This window comes from Pseudoalteromonas sp. OFAV1, from assembly GCF_021532595.1.
Lineage (GTDB): Bacteria > Pseudomonadota > Gammaproteobacteria > Enterobacterales > Alteromonadaceae > Pseudoalteromonas > Pseudoalteromonas lipolytica_C.
Genome location: NZ_JAKGBG010000009.1, coordinates 113,073 through 130,210 on the forward strand (window position 1 = coordinate 113,073; position 17,138 = coordinate 130,210).

The following is a 17,138-nucleotide window of genomic DNA, read 5'->3' on the forward strand; positions in this document are numbered from 1 at the left end:
TGATGAAATATTTAGTGCCACTATTAACCATTTTACTTGTTGCGGCCTGCTCCTCACGCCCGACCACTTCTGGCATTGGTGTTGAGCAAACTGCAAAACAATATAACCAACAATTGATCGTTAATAACCCAGAACTAGGGCAAAAACTTGCAATTACAGATGTAAAAACACGCCAAACAAACGGCTTAACAGATGTGGTTGTAACATTGGCAAGCCAATATAAAAAATCACAGTATTTACAGTACCAATTTACTTGGTATGACGCTGATGGTTTTGTTATACGCGGCAATCACTCTCCTTGGCAACCCATTACCTTATTTGGATTTGCTAAAACACAGTTACCGGGCTTAGCCCCGACAGCAAATGCTGTCACCTTCTCGCTTGCAGTGCGTGAAGTGTCAACAGAAGCACAAGAATTTGAAGATTAAGGAAACCATGATGAAATTACTTTCTGTTAAATCGGCTGCGGCCATTGCGATAACTAGCACTTTGCTGCTTTCTGGTTGTGCCAATAAAGCGGTGGTTAGCTACGGCGATGCTCAGGCTGTTGAAACAACTGATATCAACTTTGGATCAACCGATCTACAAAAAGTAGCAAGCCAAATGACAGACTCGTTACTTGCTTCACCTGTGGTTGGCACAATGACAGCAAATAGTCGCCCAGTCGTGTTTGTAGAGCGTATTAAGAATAAAACCAGTGAACACATTGATACAGAATCAATCACCGATTCAATCTCAACACAATTACTACGCAGTGGTAAGTTTCGCTTTGTTGATATGACACGCGTTGAAGCGGTACGTGAGCAACTTAATTTTCAAAACGATGACCCGCTAGTTAACCCAAGTACAGCGATTGCATTTGGTCAACAAGTTGGGGCTCAGTACATGTTATACGGCAACTTATCGAGCATTGTTAAGTCAAATGCTGATAAGGCTGATGTGTATTACAAATTTACTATGCGTTTAATGGATTTAAAAAGTGGCCTAGTTGAATGGGCTGATGAAACTGAAATCCGTAAAACACGCGAGAAATCAACTTTTGGCTGGTAGTCAGGAGGATGTATGAAATACTTAGTAACAATCCTGGTAAGCTGTTTATTACTCAGCTCGCCTAGTTACGCTGATTATCAGCGTAATAAAGCAGTGCCAGTACAGCAGGTGTTATTTGGATCTGTGCAATCGGTACGAACGATTACTGATCAAGAGCTAGTTAGAGACAAAACTAATGGCTGGGAAACCTTTGGCGGTGCATTACTCGGGGGTGTTATTGGTAATCAGTTTGGCGGCGGCAGTGGTCGTACCGTCGCAACTATTTTAGGTTCAATGATTGGTGGCTCTGTTGCTCACAACCGTCAACAAAACAGTCGCGTTATACAATATCAACTCGTTGAATTAATGATAAAAGTAGAAAACGGTGAACAATACATGGTTGTTCAAGATAAAGACAACCAGATGCTGTTTAATCAAGGCGATAAAGTTCGCCTTGTGTATCTCACCGATAACACGGTGCGTGTTGATAAAGCTTATTAAAAAAGCGAGCCTCGGCTCGCTTTTTTTAGCTTTGTCGATAATCAGCGAAGAATCGCTGCATCTTACTCATCGCTTCTGTTAAATCATCTTTGTTTGGTAAAAACACCAATCTGAAATGATCAGGATCTGGCCAATTAAAAGCACGACCATGCACAAGTAAGATTTTCTCGGCTTTGAGTAAATCTAAAATCATGCGTTCATCGTCTATAATATTAAAGTGCGCCGTATCTACTTTCGCAAATGCGTAGAGTGCCCCTTTAGGCTTTTTACAGCTAATGCCATCAATAGCATTCAATCCACGCCAAGCTATGTCGCGTTGCACATACAAGCGACCACCAGGGTTAATCAAATTGTCAATTGACTGCACACCACCTAAGGCTTGCTGAATAGCATATTGTGCCGGTACATTGGCACATAAACGCATTGATGCCAGCATATCCAAGCCACGGCTTAAATCGTCCATCATGCTAGTGCGGCCGCTTAACACCATCCACCCCATTCGCAAACCTGCTGCGCGGTATGTTTTAGCTAAACCATTAAAGGTGATAATTGGCACGTCATCGCATAAGGCTCCAATTGAGCTGTGAGTTGCACCATCGTATAAAATCTTCTCGTAAATTTCATCGCTCAATAACAGCAACTTATGTTCGCGAGCAATGGTAATAAGCTCCATAAGCAAATCATCGCTGTAAACTGCACCTGTTGGGTTATTTGGGTTAATAAGTACCAAAGCTTTTGTTTTCGATGTGATTTTACTTTTTATATCAGCAATATCAGGAAACCAATCCTGCTCTTCATCACATAAGTAATGCACTGGGTTACCGCCAGCCAACTTAACTGATGCAGTCCATAATGGATAATCAGGTGCAGGGATCAAGACCTCATCGTCATTATCGAGTAATGCTTGTGTGGTCATTTGAATTAATTCACTTACCCCGTTGCCAATATAAATATTATCGACATCAAGATTGTGTAAGCCACGTTGCTGATAGTGTTGATAGACAGCCACACGGGCTGAGTAGAGGCCTTTAGAGTCACAGTAGCCTTGGGCTGAATATAAATTACGGATGATATCTTTATGCATATCTTCAGGCATATCAAAGCCAAAGGCGGCAGGATTACCGATATTTAACTTTAATACTTTTTGGCCTTCATCTTCCATTTTTCGAGCTTGTGCAAGCACAGGCCCACGGATGTCATAACAGACACCGTCTAGTTTGTGACTCTTTTTTATTTGTGACATGGTTACCTCTACTAATGAGCCTTTAGACTACCCCAGTAAAGGGCCACCATGCTAGTGGATTTTTGAAGTTACAACTGAAATAAATTCAAGTTTTTAACGGCCAGTAAACCAAGCCTGTAATTTTTCAACTGAACCTATAACTTGCTCATCTAAATAGCCAGCTTTTTGCTCAGCCGTTGCGAAATCACTTTCGTTTAAAGCATGTTCAATCGCTTGAGCAACTTCTGACAAACTTTGCGCGCCAAATTGTGCCGCATTTGACTTTAAGCTATGTGCATGGCGTGCTGCAGCTTCTGTATCGGTGCCTATGTTAGCTAACACCTCTGAACCTAGTCGCTGAAACTCACTACAACAAAAGCTCAAGGTATCTGCAAACTGATCACCTAAAAGCGATTCCATTCCTTCAAGTGCACTTTCGTCTATGGTGATTGTCGTCATTTTTATCCCTCAATCAAAAACATAAAACTAGAACCGCAACTTTAGCTGTTCTTAGTCAAAAAGCAAACCTGCTTTGTAGGTTAAGCTCATGTATACTATGGATACTTTTACCGTATTCCGAGTTTATATGGCTAGAGAATTATGCTCCCACTGTGGCTTTTCTACTAAAACTTGCTTATGTGATTCTATAAACATAATCAATAATAGACTAAAAATCATTATATTACGCCACCCAAGTGAGGAAAAAATTACTAAAAACACGGCGCATTTATTGAATTTAGGCTTAGCCAATTGCCAAATTATTGCTGGAGAATCTGAGCAAGACTTTGTTTCGCTGCAAACTTTGCCAAAATCTAGCACTGCTGTTTTATACCCAAGCCATGATGCATGGTGTCTTGATGAGCAAAGCTCAGAAGTGAATATATTTAAACAAACACTAACACATCTGATTGTTATAGATGGAACGTGGAAAAAAGCATTTAAAATGCGCCAACTTACCCCTAGTTTACAAGAGTTTAAGACCGTTAGTTTTAAGCAACTACCTCAAAATCAGTATTTAATACGAAAAGCTCCTCGCGAAGATAGCTTGTCAACATTGGAGGCTGTAGCCCATAGTCTTCACTTAATTGAACAGCTTGACGTTACGCCATTGTATAAATTACTCGCAGCATTAGTTGAAAAGCAAACTAAGCACATGCCAGAAGATGTAAGGACTCGATATCTTTAATGCGTGTTTCTAAACGATTGAGTGCAGGTTTTAATCGCCAAGGCCCCGACTACCGCTTTGATGATCAAGTTGATTTCAATGACATTCGTGACACGTTTGGGTTTCGTACTATGTTAGTGGGTAGCTGGGTGAACAAACAAGAGCGTCTTCTCGCGGCTAATTTAATTTATGACGCCCTAGCCGATCTTGCTCAAATATTGAGCTTACCGCCAACAGCTATTGGTCTGCGGGGTAAGCTTAATTTCGCTTTTGGCCATGGCGGCCAAAAAGGCGTACAAGCACATTATAATGCCCATAGCCAAACGTTAGCACTGGCTAAAAATGCCGGGGGTGGTGCACTTGCACACGAATGGTTTCATGCCTTTGATCATCATATCTGCCAACATTTATTTGCGAATAGAAAACGCATGCAGTTTTGTTCTGCCTTATGGCTCGAACAGTCACCAGATTTAAGTCACCCACTTAATCAGCGCTTAAATGATTTTTATCATCAGGTTTTTTTAGATAACTCAGGTGCAAACCCAAATGAGTATGTAAAACAATCTATTGCTTTTGATCAGCAAGTAAAACAGCTATATATGAGCATGCCTGAGGAACTCGCAGCTCGCTGTTTTGAAAAGTGCATTGCCATGCACCCTGATATAAAAAATAGCTTTTTAGTAAGTGGTTTATCAACAAGTGGCTTAATCTATCCAGATGAGCAGCATGCAATGCGCTGCTTTGCAGCACTGCTAAATTACTTTAATCAACTAGGTTCGCTGTTGCATCAAAACTAAGTTCAACTTTCTGCACCTCACTAATCCAAGCTAAATAATCATCAGCACAAAGCGGCTTTGAAAAATAATACCCTTGTCCAAACTGGCAGCCATAACTTTGCAGCATAGTTAGGCTTTGCTGATCTTCAATTCCTTCTGCAACCACCTGCGCGCCTAGTGTGGCAGCAATGTCGCAAGTTGCCCGACAGATACTCTGATCATTTACTGAAAACGGTAGATTTAACACAAATTGTTTATCTATTTTCACTTCATCAAAGCCAAGTTGGCTTAAATAAGCAAGTGAAGAATAGCCTGTTCCAAAATCATCAATCGCGAGTTTTAAGCCAATTAAACGATAGTCATCGAGTGTGGCTTTAATCTTTTTACTCTCCTCTAATGTAGCTGACTCAGTCAGCTCCAGCATAACCGACTCGGCACGCACATTTTGTTCATTTAAAATGGTGATTAACAGCACAGGTAAGTCTTTATTTAATAGATCTTTAGCCGAAATATTAATGGAAATAACGTGATCGGGTATCAGTGTGCAAAACTTCGCTTGCCACTGAATTCCATTTTCGACCACCCATTCAGTGAGCTGATTGATCACCCCCGCAGACTCTGCAATTGGAATAAACACATCAGGGCTCACTGCACCAAATACTGGATGATGCCAGCGTAAGAGAGCTTCACAGCCCACTACTTTGCCTGTTTTCAAACAAACCTGTGGTTGAAAGTGTAAGCTTAACTGATTTTCATCTATCGCCATTTTAAGTCCTGCGGCAATCGATAATCTTTGTTCAGAAAGCCGCGCACTCTCAGAGTCGAACATTCGCCAACGCTCACCTTGTAAACGTTTTTCAGACATTGCTTGTATGGCACATTGTAAAATTTGCTTCGCGGTATTGCCGTGCATCGGATAATAAGCAACACCAATATCAACACTATCGACTAAATTAATATCTTCATGGGTGAGCCCTTCTTCAAATACCCCATGGATCAAACATGCAAACTGCTCTATATGACTGAGTTCTAATTCACCTATCACTAAGCAACCAAACGTACTGTCATCAACATGAGCAAGCCATGCGCTTCTACTGGCTTGAATTTCAAGCTTTAATGCATTCATGGTCTGTAGCTGAGTATTTAAGATACTTAATCTTTCATTGATACAAATATTTGCTTGCTCAAAACCAAACGTAGAACGCGCATTTGAAAGAACATGTGGTTTAAATAATAAGACAGAAAAGTGCTGTTTCTGCGATACTTTTTTCATCATTTGTGCGAGCAAAAATTGCTTATTAGGCAGTTTAGTCTCCGCATCATGCAGCATCGAATAATTAAATGCCGCTATTTGCTGACGATCTTTAAGTAACAGCACGGAACATATCGCCAGTGATGTGATAAGCAAAATGGTGTTATGAACACCATGGTAACCAATACCAAAGCCATTCCAAATGAATAAACTAAGCACCTGAGTCACAATCGTCATTAACATAAATACACGTAGATAGGTGCGGCTATTTTTTCGCTGCATTACACTAAAAAATACAGCAGCTGCAAAACTTAAAAACCCAATACATGAAACTATAAATAACCATTGATGATTAAACTGAGGCAATAGTGATGACAACACGGCCGCGCTGACTAAACAGGCCATCATTACTTGCCACGCTTTTTTAAAGCGGGGTTTATAGGTATGGATTGCCAGAAAGTGATATAAGAAATAGCTCGCAAAATATAATGCAAACTCATTAACAGGCCATTTTGCTTCCCAATCTATGCCATTAACGAAATAGCTTATTAGCCCGTTATCAATCAAAAATCCGATACTAACCAGTACGAAGTAAGCATTCAGCAGCAGGTATTTTGGTTGCTGCGATACCACAAAATAAATAGCGCACACAAACATGCATATAATCAGCACACCTAAAATAGCGCCATAGCTTAAAATGATTTGATGTAAGTTTATTTCAAAGGTTTTTGCAGCAACTACCCCAACTTCTATAGTCAGCGCCCTATCGTGCTCAAAGTTAACCAGTGCCCAGCGATGACCTTGACTATGCTCTATTAACCAATGTGGTCGCACATTCGATAAGCTTTCAAGTGAGGCGAGCCGCTGATTATTGGTAGCCTGAGAATTTTCATCTAACAGATAAAACTTTACCCAGGTTAAATTTGGCTCACCTAGATAAACAACGTAATTTTTATTGTCGGGTAGTTGCAATAAATCGATTATTAACCAGTGGGATGTTTGCGGGGCAAGGCGGATTGAACTGCTTTCGAGAGCATTTAGCTGTTCTGCATTTTGAAGTGATTGTTCCAGCGATTGACTTAATTTGGCAAGAGGCTCGGCAGAGTCAAGCAGCCAAATCGATGAACTCTCATTGGCAGCAAAGGTACTAAAGCTGTGTAAAAATACACAACACATTGTTATGAGCAGCGTTCTAACAACCCGATGGATGTGCTTGCCAATAAAATGCATTTTAGCCGTGCTTTAAACACCAGCTAAAAGTATGGGGGTAATACGCTTAAATTGCCAATTATGCAGACTTTAATTAGGTAAAAAGTTTAGGTGTATGGGCGTGTGGCACTAAAAGCCACACAATACTTTACTTATTATCATCACTTATTCGACTTGCAACAGCTGAGTTTTGATCCTTATATTTTGCATCTTTACGTGTGTTGTAAGGGTTCTCAGCAGGACTTGTCATGGTTTCAAAACTCATAGCGCCAATCTTCATCATTGGGCGTAGCGCTAATGGCAATTTACCTGAGTTATAAAACTCCAAAACAATATTTCCTGACCAACCGGGATCAATACGATGTGCAGTTACATGTACCATCAAGCCAAGTCGTGCTAACGATGAACGACCATCTAACCAACCTACAATATCAGCAGGTAAAGTTACTTTTTCATAGGTAATTGCCAAAGCTAATTCACCTGGATGAAGGAAAAAAGCTTCTTCTTCAGCAAGCACAATTTCATCACTCATAATGGATTCCATCGCCTTGTTTAGCTGATCTTTTGGACCACTTAAGTCAACATAAGCTGCGGTATGATCTTGGAAAACTCGAAATTTATTGCCCAAACGCAAGTCCACCGTCACACCTGAAATCATTTCTTTACTCGGTGTAGGCTCAATAACTATACGGCCTTGGTCAATATACTGCTGAATATGGGTATCTGATAATCTCATTTATTATTCTACCTAAAACAACTTAAACATATGATTTTAAGCTGAAAAAACACGCTAAGCTTAAACTTAAAAACACAAAGAGTTTATTGTGTAGCAGTTAAGCAAAATGGAATGGACATAGTGTGACATATATTACACAAATCAGCAGCGTGTTGCGCTAATAAATCTCGATTAAATAAGTCTTCTCAGGTAACAACATCAGCTGTTTCTGATTTATCTGAAGTCATGAGTTTTGTTCTAATTACCGAATTATAGGGAGAGTGAGGATAAGTTGTTATGGATTACGTTATTTTATCCGTAATAACATTGCCAGCATGTGTTGTTGCTATTTTAATCGCCAAACACTACGCTAAAAAACAAGAAATTTGGCACGGCTTTCTCGTCTTCATTGGCTCATTGTTACTAACAAGCTGGTCGGTGGTTGGCCTAGTCGCAAACGAAACTTTCTTTTTCCCGCTACCTTCATTACTCACCATGGTCTTTTATCTTTATTGTTATGGTGAAACCGACATTGTGTTTATGCCCAATTTATTAATTAACCCCGGCATTGCTATTTTCTGCTATTTTTCAGCTTACTTTTTCAGTCGCAATAAACTTATTTAAGCGCTGTGTATCCTTTTTATATTTACTAAAATAAAAAGCCGCTCATTGAGCGGCTTTGGTTCTCATTAGGGTTCATATGAGATTAAAAGCTATAACGTGCACCGATTGTGTAACGAGGTCCGTATTGACGAGCAAATAAGAACTGCTCTTCATAACGGCCATAACCACGTTCAGTTTCGTTGTTAAGGTTTATACCTTCAAAGAAAACTGTCATGTTTTCATTAATGTCGTAGTTAACGCTTAAGTCCCATTGACCAAACGTATCGCCAAATTGTGGCGGTGCATCAGATGAGCCTTGCGCTTGACCAACACCAATCAAGTACGAATCACGCCAAGCGTAAGTAACTTTAACTGACAAGCCGTCTTTATCGTAGAATGCTTGGAAGTTAGCAGAATCACTCAAACCTGATAAAGGCGCTTGCTGTGTTAAACTATTAACATCAAATTCAACATCACCATCTACAAATGTAGCGTTAACACCTAAACCGAAACCACTTTCACCAAACAAGTGCTGTACAGCAACTTCAAAGCCATCTACCGATTTGCTATCAGTATTCTGTGGCTGAGAAATATTCCATACCATTAGTGGGTCTGCACTAGTTGGTTCAATAGCACCATCCGCATTCCCATAACCAAGTGCCAGCATTTCATTGAAGATTGCATCACTCGTTGCTTGCTCACCGCGTGCTTCAACTGAAGCTACGGCATCTTGATAACGTGGACCATTTAGAATGTCATGTAGACCTTCTATCGTTGTTTCAGTAATTTGCGTTTGAATAAAGTTATCAACGTCTTTTTTGAAGTAACCAACTGATGCATAGCTGCCTTCGCCATAGTAATACTCAAGCGATAAGTCTAAGTTAGTTGATTCGAAAGGCAATAAGTTAGTATTACCTTGACCACCTGTACGCGAACCTGGTTTTGGACTACCAGTTAAGCTTCGACCACCAGCAAGGTTACCAAGCGGTGCACGTGCCATGGTTTTACCCCACGAAACACGACCAACAAGCTCATCTGTAATCTCAACTTTTACGTCGATATTCGGTAACCAGATATCATAATTACCTTCTTCTTGGTAAAAGTTATCTGTACCACCAGTTTCGTATTGCATGATCCATTCAGATGCACTCACCCAGTTAACTTGGCTTTCAACACGTTGGCGAACCGTACTGGTTACATCAGTCTCTTCGTAACGTAAGCCTGCATTAATTTGAACAAAGTAGTCAGATAACTCAAACTCCCAAAGTGTATTGACGTAGAAGCTTTGCGTTTTTTCTTCTACATAGCTTTCACTGTCGATACCATCAAAAAATGGGTCAATTGAGTATTGGTTATCGCCCAATAAACCTTCGTTTAAAAAAGCAAGCTGACGAGCCAAAGCTTCTTCAAAGCTATAGGTGTAATAGTAATTTGGTTCAAGGGCACTACCACCACCAGCGAACTGATCTAGCATGTCACCAGTATCATTATAAGTGAACATACCGTCTGGGAAGATATCTGTAAATGATGGGTTAAAGCCAGGACCACCACGTAAGCCACTCCACGCAGTAAAACCACCCATAGTTTGCTTGGTATTGGCAGCACCAAATTTCACTTTAACAAGTGGAATTTCAAAGCTGTCATTTAACCACGTAGCATGAAGCTGCGCTTGCTCTACATTAGACTCACCCGGCGAATAAATAAACTGGCTGAAGTTCGAATCAATTTCACTTGGATCAAGTACCGTTGTGCCATTATTCCAATTAACATATGCATGCGGGATTTCACCAGTACGATAGTCATACACCTTGCTACGGAGTTGGTCAGAACCAAGAATGATCTGGCCGTCAGAACCTAAACCGTCATCTGCACCATTGTCTGTTTCATTCTTCGAATCGTGATAATCGAACTCAACTTCCCACGCATCGTTGATTTGCCACTCTAAATTTAAACCAATTGAGCGTGCTTTTACTTCTGTAGTGCCACGGCTTGCAGTAAATGAACCATCGTTACCACTAATATCGGCATAAAGTGCAGTACCATTTTCATCTAGCTCATAGCTATTAATGTTGCTGCCAAACTCATTCCAAATACCCCAACCTGTTGTTTCAACGCCTGTAATTGCACGGCTTGCCGTGTAATCAACCGTTGCAGTGAAGTTTTCAACTGGTGCATATTGTAAAGTCACTTGGCCGTTAGTACGCTCACGTTCAACATCAGCAATGCTGTAGTTCATATCTTTTGGAAAGAAATGGTTACCAACACGGTTGCCTTCACTATCTACTGGACGTGGGTCAATGTAGTCACCTTCATCTAATGATGGTAAATCTACATTTGCTTGCCAGCCTTGAATGTTTGCGCTTTGTTGTTGGAAATCACGCTCTTGATGTGAGAATGAAACGGCAAAGCCAACTGAATTATCAACATATGTATTACTGTACATCGCTGAGAATTCAGGAGTTACATCATCCCCTTTTTCATTTGACGAGTCGTGAATAGCCTTAATAGACGAACTAAATTTTTCACCTGGGCTATTTAAAGGGCGAGTCGTAATAATGTTTACTGTTGCCCCAAGACCACCACTTGGTACATCTGCTTGACCAGATTTTGCAACTTCAAGTGCACTTACACCGTCAGCGGCGATATTTTCAAGGGCGTAAGAACGTGTATAACCAGTACCCGGCATTTGACGGCCGTTAAGCATTACCAGGTTAAACTCAGGGCCAAAACCACGCACTGTGATTTCGCTGCCTTCGCCGTTTGAACGACTAACAGATACACCGGTAATACGTTGCAGTGACTCGGCTAAGTTAGTATCTGGGAATTTACCCATTTCTTCTGCCGAAATCGCATCAACTACACCTGTAGCATCGCGTTTCATATCCATGGCGCGGATCAAACTGCCACGAATACCTTTTACTTCAATAATTTCTATTTCTTTGTCAGCTTGCTCATCTTGCGCGTAAGCCATCGGCATAGTGCCAAACCCTGCGGTTAAGATCATCGCCACTGAAGCTGCAAGAGGCGTTTTAATAAATTTTGTGCTTTTCATGATTTACCTGCTTTTGCAATTTGTTGCCATGGTATGTAGGTGCCAGTTTGGCACCCACCATTGTTGCCAGTGTTAATTAAGGATTCGCAATGACTGCATTATCGATACGGTAAACCGCACCTTCACCCATGCCCCATGAAGGGAACACCATAACAACGTCGATTGCACTAATATCAAGGCCTGCACTTAGTAAATCGGCAAGTGTATATGTGTATGTTTGCCATTCACCAACCACTGGCTCGACACCTTCTTGGCTTGCACTTAGTGGAAGCTCCACAGCTTGCCCTGCATCGTTTGATTCGATTTTAAATAACCACTGCGCATCTTGGTTACTTGCGTTTGAAACGATTTTCATTTCAAAACGAACTACACCTTGAGATAACATGTGTGATGCATCAAAACTCACGCCATCTGCTGCTAAGAAACCCATTACAGTTGGTTGAGCACCAATTTGAAACTCAGCAACTGAGCCGTGTGCTTCGTCGTCTGTTTCTACAGTTGGTGTACTACCAGCACAACAATCCCAAATGCTCCATTGGTCTGCTACGCTATCTGCAAATAAAGTGAGATCTGATTGCGGCTGCGGTGCATAAATACGTGCATTATCTATGCGGTACACAGCACCCTCACCTTGACCCCAAGCAGGGAAAATCATGATGACATCAATAGCACTCACATCTAAACCAGCTTGTAGTAGTGTGCTTACAGGGAATGTGTAGGTTTGCCACTCACCCGCAACCGGATCAACACCTTCAGTACTCGTATTAAGGTTAACTTCAACCGCTGTTGCCCCTTCATTTGACTCTACCTTTAACATCCATGGTGCATCAGGAGTTGATGGTAGCGATGTTATTTTCATCTCAAATTGCAACATACCGTCATCAACAAGCGAAGTCGCATCAAATTGAGTACCACTACCACCTGATGAGGTGCGGTTAATAAAGCCCATTACTGTTGGCGTTGCACCAATAGAAAACTCAGCAGTTACACCATGCTCTTCGTCATCAACTACTTCAATAGGTGTTGAGCCCGCACAGCAATCCCACAGAGGCCAGTCTAGGTTAGCCTCATCAGTGAACAGTGTTAGTGAAGGTAATGTTGTTGAACCACCGTTAGTAATTTCAACATTATCAACACGGTATACTGCGCCTTCACCTTGACCCCATGCAGGGAAAATCATTACAACATCAATCAAAGATACATTTAAGCCTGCGTCAGCTAATGTTTGTAATGGGAAGGTATATGTTTGCCACTCACCAGCTACAGGACTAACACCTTCAGTGCTAGCACTTAGGTTTAGTTCAACGGCTGTTGCGCCTTCATCACTTTCAATTTTGAAAAGCCAAGGTGCATCAGGAGTAGAAGGTAATGAAGTCACTTGCATATCAAAACGCACATAACCGTCTTCTAGCATAGCGCTTGCGTCATAAGGAGTGGCTTGGCCGTTTTCATCGGTAATAAATGCATCACGGCTAATGAAACCATTTACCGTTGGTGATGCCCCCACAACAAATTCAACAACATCACCGCGCTCAGCATCTTCAACAAGTGCAGGAGTTGAACCACCACAACAATCCCATGCAGGCCAGTTAGGATTAAAGCTGCTATCAAAAATAGTAAGCGGCGTTACTGTACCATCACTAGGTGGTGTAGGTGCAGGAGCTTTACCTTGTACTAATGCATCTTCTAAATTATCGTAACCAGGACGAACTGTTTCACAGCCTTTGCCTGTATCAGGGTCTTGTGCACATTCGTAAACACGAACATAGTCAACTTCAAAAGTTTGACCATTTTCAAATGCACTTGCGTCAATGCCCGTTGCATTAACGTTTTCTGGCCAGTCACCGCCTACAGCAAAGTTTAAGATTAAATAAAACTCTTGATCATAAGGAGATGCATCCCAGAAAGTTGTTAACTCACCGGTTGTTTGATCAAAGTACTCTGTGTACCAACCTTTGTGTTTAAGTGCCAGAGCTTCGCCTTTAGCATTGTAAAGTAACTCTGATTTGCGCTGTGTTGCATATAGATAGTCGTCTACATACCAACGAATTTCACCTTCTTGCCATTCAATTGCATAGGTATGAAAATCATCCGCTGGGTTAGTGCCTTGATCAAACGTATAAGCCTTACCGCTTTGATCATTATTCGGCCACTCTTTACCATAGTGAAGCGTACCGTAGATATTTGACTCAACACCGTCATCTGTTGGGACTTTCAAGTTAACCGACTCAACGATATCAATTTCACCAGAGCGTGGCCAACCACCATACACTTCATCTGTTGGCATCATCCAAAATGCAGGCCATGAGCCTTGACCACTTGGAAGTTTGGCACGGACTTCGAAGCGTCCATATTTAAAATCAGCTTTGTAACGTGTGTTAATGCGCGCAGAGGTATAAGGTTTTGCAGCACCCTCTTCTGCAGGTAATGCAACGATGTTTAGAATACCATCAGCTACGAATGCATTTTCTTCACTGTCGGTATAACATTGCTTTTCATTGTTACCACCGCCAGCGCAATCTATTTCAAAATTCCATTTGCCCTCATCAATGGAATCGCCATCAAAGTTGTCTTCCCATACCATAACCCAATCTGAAACGGGCTCACTTGGGTCAATGGTATCGATTTTTGTGTCTGTGGCAGAGCCACCGCAGCCTGCTAACGTCGCCACAGATAGTGCCATAGCGAGTTGCGTTAAGTGTGTTTTTATTTTGTTCATTGCATTGAACCCTAACATTCTGTGTTTGTTAGTTTACAGCTGATATTAATAGCAAATATTAGTTTCAGCCAATTTGTAAGCGCTTACAATTGAGGTCAAATAAAAAAGAACAAAAATGTAAGCGCTTACATAGAGTATGACAAGGTTACTAAAACGTCAATAAATTATTAACAAATAAACCGAGTTTATTCCTAAATTTATCAATCATGCTTCAGTAATGCGTAAATACAGGAGGATGCCAAATAAAATAAGATTATTTCATTAAAAAATAATGCAAAATACACACTAATTAATGACTAAATTTCAATAATTAGTCTTCTGTAATAACAATATCTACTTTGCTGGTCTGGGCTTGTTGATAATATAAACTACTAGCAAGGACCCTAGCTGCCGTTTTATAAGTACAACTTATTTCAGCCGCACTATCCTGCGCTATCAGATCACCTTGCTCTGAGCTCTCACGAATTTCAATTGCCAATGGGATATTAGCCAGCACAGGCACACCATGGCGATGAGCCAATGTTACAGCGCCATCTTTGCCAAAAACATGGTTTGGTTGCCCACAATGACCACATAAGAAGTAACTCATGTTTTCAATTAAGCCAAGCACGGGGACGTTCACTTTATTGAACATAGCAATGCCCTTTTGCGCATCGGCTAAGGCTAAATCTTGAGGAGTAGTAATGATAACCGCACCACTAGCAGGTACTTTTTGGCTCATAGTCAATTGAATATCACCCGTGCCTGGTGGCATATCAACGATTAGATAATCAAGCTCTCCCCAAGCAGTTTCGTTCATTAATTGATTAAGTGCTCCTGATGCCATAGGACCACGCCAAACGGTTGCATCATCACTTGGTACTAAAAAGCCGATCGACTGCGCTTTGAGGTTATGTGCCTCAAAAGGAAGTAAGTTTTTATTATCCTCTGTTTTAGGCTCAGCCCCTTGTAGACCCAATAGCAGAGGAATAGACGGACCATAAATATCGGCATCTAAAATACCAACCTGTGCCCCCTCTTGCTGTAAAGCCGAAGCAAGATTCACTGCCGTCGTTGATTTTCCTACTCCACCTTTGCCTGACGCAACGAGTACAATATGTTTTATTTGCTTAAAACTATATACGTTCGGTAACCTGACCTGAGCAGTAATTGACACAGGCACAGATAGTTTATCACTGACAAACTTTTCAATTTCGTTGATTTCGCCACAGCCAGCAAAAGGTAGGCTTAATTTGACTTGCCAGCTTTTATCGCTGTTTTGATTTAGCTCTTCGAGCCAGTCTTGCTCAATGCCAATAGCAAATGCGCTACTACGATAGGCGGCTAAGGCAGCAATGATAGGCGCTTTTTCAGCCGATTTACTTGAGAATAGTTTTGACAGTCCAAACATAGCAATAAATTAGCGTTTCTTTGATGAAAAGTGCTGCGGAATTATGTAACATTCAAGGCATTAAAACCAGACAATTAGATAATATCATTGCTTTAGCTTGTATATAAACAACTGGCAATGGATTAAATAATGATATTCGTGCATGTTTGCATCGAACTAATCTCAATTCGGAATGATTATGGCACAGCGAAAGATCCTGATTACTAGCGCATTACCTTATGCCAATGGCCCGACTCACTTAGGTCATTTACTAGAATACATCCAAACTGATATTTGGGCGCGTTTCCAAAAACAACAAGGTCATGAAACCTACTACGTTTGCGCGGATGATGCTCACGGCACACCAATTATGCTTAATGCGCAAAAGCAAGGGATCACGCCAGAAGAGATGGTTAAAAATGTCAGTGTTGAACGTCAACGTGACTTTGCTGATTTCAACATTGAGTTTGATAACTATCACAGCACGCACAGTGAAGAAAACCGTCACTTTAGCGAGTTAATCTACAACTGTTTAAATGAAGCGGGTCACATTAAAAAGCACACTATTTCTCAACTTTTCGACCCAGAAAAAGGTATCTTCTTACCTGATCGCTTTGTAACAGGCACTTGCCCAACGTGTAAGTCTGAAGATCAAAACGGCGACAGCTGTGATTCTTGTGGTGCTACATACAGCCCAACTGAACTTATCAACCCACGCTCTGTAATGTCGGGCGCTGAGCCAATCTTAAAAGATTCGGAGCATTACTTCTTCGACCTTCCTGCTTTTGAAGACATGCTTAAAGAGTGGTTACACTCAGGTACGATTCAACAAGAAATGGCGAACAAGCTTGATGAATGGTTTGCTGATGGCTTACAGCAGTGGGATATCAGCCGTGATGCACCTTACTTCGGTTTTGAAATCCCTGGCGCACCGGGTAAATATTTCTATGTATGGTTAGATGCGCCAATTGGCTACATGGCGAGCTTTAAAAACCTGTGCGACAAAAAAGGGATTGATTTTGATGCATTCTGGCGCGAAGACTCAGATGCAGAGCTTTACCACTTCATTGGTAAAGACATTATCTATTTCCACAGCCTATTCTGGCCGGCAATGTTAGATGGTGCAAAATTCAGAAAACCTACTAACGTTTTTGCACACGGTTTTGTGACTGTAAATGGCGCGAAGATGTCTAAATCAAAAGGCACCTTTGTAAAAGCACGTACTTATCTTGATAACCTAGATCCTGAATATCTTCGTTATTACTACGCAGCAAAACTAAACAACGGCATCACAGACCTTGACTTAAACCTTGAAGACTTTGCACTGCGTGTAAACTCAGACTTAGTAGGTAAAGTGGTTAATATCGCAAGCCGCTGTGCAAGCTTCATCACGAAGAAGTTTGATGGCAAGCTTAGCGACACCGTAATGGACGAAGCGCTATTAGGTGAGTTCCAAGCAGCTTCTGCAAGCATCGCAAATCACTATGAAAACCGTGATTACAGCCGTGCAATTCGTGAAATCATGG

At 41.2% G+C, this 17,138-nt stretch carries 14 protein-coding genes; 7 read left to right on the forward strand and 7 right to left on the reverse strand.

Going from position 1 to position 17,138, the window contains the following annotated elements:
* Nucleotides 1-2: 2 nt before the first annotated feature.
* Genes L1267_RS07620 through L1267_RS07630 form a run of 3 tightly spaced genes read left to right on the forward strand, consistent with a single transcriptional unit; the run spans nucleotide 3 to nucleotide 1,530 of the window.
* Nucleotides 3-428, forward strand: coding sequence for a YcfL family protein (locus L1267_RS07620; RefSeq protein ID WP_135926286.1), 426 nt, complete (start codon nucleotides 3-5; stop codon nucleotides 426-428).
* A 10-nt stretch (nucleotides 429-438) separates the two neighbouring features.
* Nucleotides 439-1,050, forward strand: a complete 612-nt coding sequence (gene lpoB / locus L1267_RS07625; RefSeq protein WP_421968116.1) for a penicillin-binding protein activator LpoB — start codon at nucleotides 439-441, stop codon at nucleotides 1,048-1,050.
* 12 nt (nucleotides 1,051-1,062) lie between these two features.
* Nucleotides 1,063-1,530 (forward strand): glycine zipper 2TM domain-containing protein, encoded by a 468-nt coding sequence (locus L1267_RS07630; protein ID WP_135925151.1) that lies wholly within the window; start codon nucleotides 1,063-1,065, stop codon nucleotides 1,528-1,530.
* A gap of 25 nt (nucleotides 1,531-1,555) precedes the next feature.
* Here L1267_RS07630 and L1267_RS07635 read toward each other — a convergent pair whose 3' ends face one another.
* Together L1267_RS07635 and L1267_RS07640 are read right to left on the reverse strand one after the other, a co-directional pair.
* A complete protein-coding gene (locus tag L1267_RS07635) occupies nucleotides 1,556-2,773 on the reverse strand; it encodes a pyridoxal phosphate-dependent aminotransferase (protein WP_235382500.1) in 1,218 nt (405 codons plus the stop codon).
* 93 nt (nucleotides 2,774-2,866) lie between these two features.
* Nucleotides 2,867-3,211 carry an Hpt domain-containing protein gene (locus tag L1267_RS07640; protein ID WP_135925156.1) on the reverse strand — a complete coding sequence of 115 codons (345 nt, stop codon included), beginning with the start codon at nucleotides 3,209-3,211 and terminating at the stop codon, nucleotides 2,867-2,869.
* Between the two features lie 127 nt (nucleotides 3,212-3,338).
* Between L1267_RS07640 and L1267_RS07645 the strand changes: the two genes are divergently transcribed.
* Together L1267_RS07645 and L1267_RS07650 are read left to right on the forward strand one after the other, a co-directional pair.
* Nucleotides 3,339-3,938, forward strand: coding sequence for a tRNA-uridine aminocarboxypropyltransferase (locus L1267_RS07645; protein WP_235382509.1), 600 nt, complete (start codon nucleotides 3,339-3,341; stop codon nucleotides 3,936-3,938).
* Nucleotides 3,938-4,714, forward strand: coding sequence for a CLCA_X family protein (locus L1267_RS07650; RefSeq protein ID WP_235382501.1), 777 nt, complete (start codon nucleotides 3,938-3,940; stop codon nucleotides 4,712-4,714). Before L1267_RS07645 ends, L1267_RS07650 begins: the two co-directional genes overlap by 1 nt.
* On the opposite strand, the gene L1267_RS07655 is transcribed toward L1267_RS07650, so the two are convergent.
* Both L1267_RS07655 and dcd read right to left on the reverse strand, forming a co-directional pair.
* Complete coding sequence (locus L1267_RS07655) at nucleotides 4,680-7,175, reverse strand: EAL domain-containing protein (RefSeq protein ID WP_235382502.1); 2,496 nt, start codon at nucleotides 7,173-7,175, stop codon at nucleotides 4,680-4,682. The two genes, L1267_RS07650 and L1267_RS07655, sit on opposite strands and share 35 nt — an antisense overlap.
* A 127-nt stretch (nucleotides 7,176-7,302) precedes the next feature.
* On the reverse strand, nucleotides 7,303-7,890 hold the full coding sequence (gene dcd / locus L1267_RS07660; RefSeq protein WP_235382503.1) for a dCTP deaminase: 588 nt from the start codon (nucleotides 7,888-7,890) through the stop codon (nucleotides 7,303-7,305).
* Nucleotides 7,891-8,166: 276 nt separating this feature from the next.
* Here dcd and L1267_RS07665 point away from each other — a divergent pair, with 276 nt between their 5' ends.
* Nucleotides 8,167-8,493, forward strand: coding sequence for a hypothetical protein (locus tag L1267_RS07665; RefSeq protein WP_235382504.1), 327 nt, complete (start codon nucleotides 8,167-8,169; stop codon nucleotides 8,491-8,493).
* Between the two features lie 82 nt (nucleotides 8,494-8,575).
* Here L1267_RS07665 and L1267_RS07670 read toward each other — a convergent pair whose 3' ends face one another.
* The 3 genes from L1267_RS07670 to apbC form a co-directional block, all read right to left on the reverse strand.
* Nucleotides 8,576-11,524 carry a TonB-dependent receptor gene (locus L1267_RS07670; protein ID WP_235382505.1) on the reverse strand — a complete coding sequence of 983 codons (2,949 nt, stop codon included), beginning with the start codon at nucleotides 11,522-11,524 and terminating at the stop codon, nucleotides 8,576-8,578.
* Between the two features lie 76 nt (nucleotides 11,525-11,600).
* Complete coding sequence (locus L1267_RS07675; RefSeq protein ID WP_135925169.1) at nucleotides 11,601-14,243, reverse strand: glycoside hydrolase family 16 protein; 2,643 nt, start codon at nucleotides 14,241-14,243, stop codon at nucleotides 11,601-11,603.
* A gap of 310 nt (nucleotides 14,244-14,553) precedes the next feature.
* Entirely contained in the window at nucleotides 14,554-15,633 is a 1,080-nt protein-coding gene (apbC, locus tag L1267_RS07680; RefSeq protein ID WP_235382506.1) for an iron-sulfur cluster carrier protein ApbC, read from the reverse strand.
* Between the two features lie 178 nt (nucleotides 15,634-15,811).
* Between apbC and metG the strand changes: the two genes are divergently transcribed.
* The coding region (gene metG / locus L1267_RS07685) for a methionine--tRNA ligase (protein WP_235382507.1) at nucleotides 15,812-17,138 on the forward strand (1,327 nt) is incomplete at its 3' end.

Coding starts and splice junctions, on each gene's coding strand:
- L1267_RS07620 (WP_135926286.1), top strand. CDS start 3: ATGAAATATTTAGTGCCACTATTAACCATTTTACTTGTTGCGGCCTGC.
- lpoB (WP_421968116.1), top strand. CDS start 439: ATGAAATTACTTTCTGTTAAATCGGCTGCGGCCATTGCGATAACTAGC.
- L1267_RS07630 (WP_135925151.1), top strand. CDS start 1,063: ATGAAATACTTAGTAACAATCCTGGTAAGCTGTTTATTACTCAGCTCG.
- L1267_RS07635 (WP_235382500.1), bottom strand. CDS start 2,773: ATGTCACAAATAAAAAAGAGTCACAAACTAGACGGTGTCTGTTATGAC.
- L1267_RS07640 (WP_135925156.1), bottom strand. CDS start 3,211: ATGACGACAATCACCATAGACGAAAGTGCACTTGAAGGAATGGAATCG.
- L1267_RS07645 (WP_235382509.1), top strand. CDS start 3,339: ATGGCTAGAGAATTATGCTCCCACTGTGGCTTTTCTACTAAAACTTGC.
- L1267_RS07650 (WP_235382501.1), top strand. CDS start 3,938: ATGCGTGTTTCTAAACGATTGAGTGCAGGTTTTAATCGCCAAGGCCCC.
- L1267_RS07655 (WP_235382502.1), bottom strand. CDS start 7,175: ATGCATTTTATTGGCAAGCACATCCATCGGGTTGTTAGAACGCTGCTC.
- dcd (WP_235382503.1), bottom strand. CDS start 7,890: ATGAGATTATCAGATACCCATATTCAGCAGTATATTGACCAAGGCCGT.
- L1267_RS07665 (WP_235382504.1), top strand. CDS start 8,167: ATGGATTACGTTATTTTATCCGTAATAACATTGCCAGCATGTGTTGTT.
- L1267_RS07670 (WP_235382505.1), bottom strand. CDS start 11,524: ATGAAAAGCACAAAATTTATTAAAACGCCTCTTGCAGCTTCAGTGGCG.
- L1267_RS07675 (WP_135925169.1), bottom strand. CDS start 14,243: ATGAACAAAATAAAAACACACTTAACGCAACTCGCTATGGCACTATCT.
- apbC (WP_235382506.1), bottom strand. CDS start 15,633: ATGTTTGGACTGTCAAAACTATTCTCAAGTAAATCGGCTGAAAAAGCG.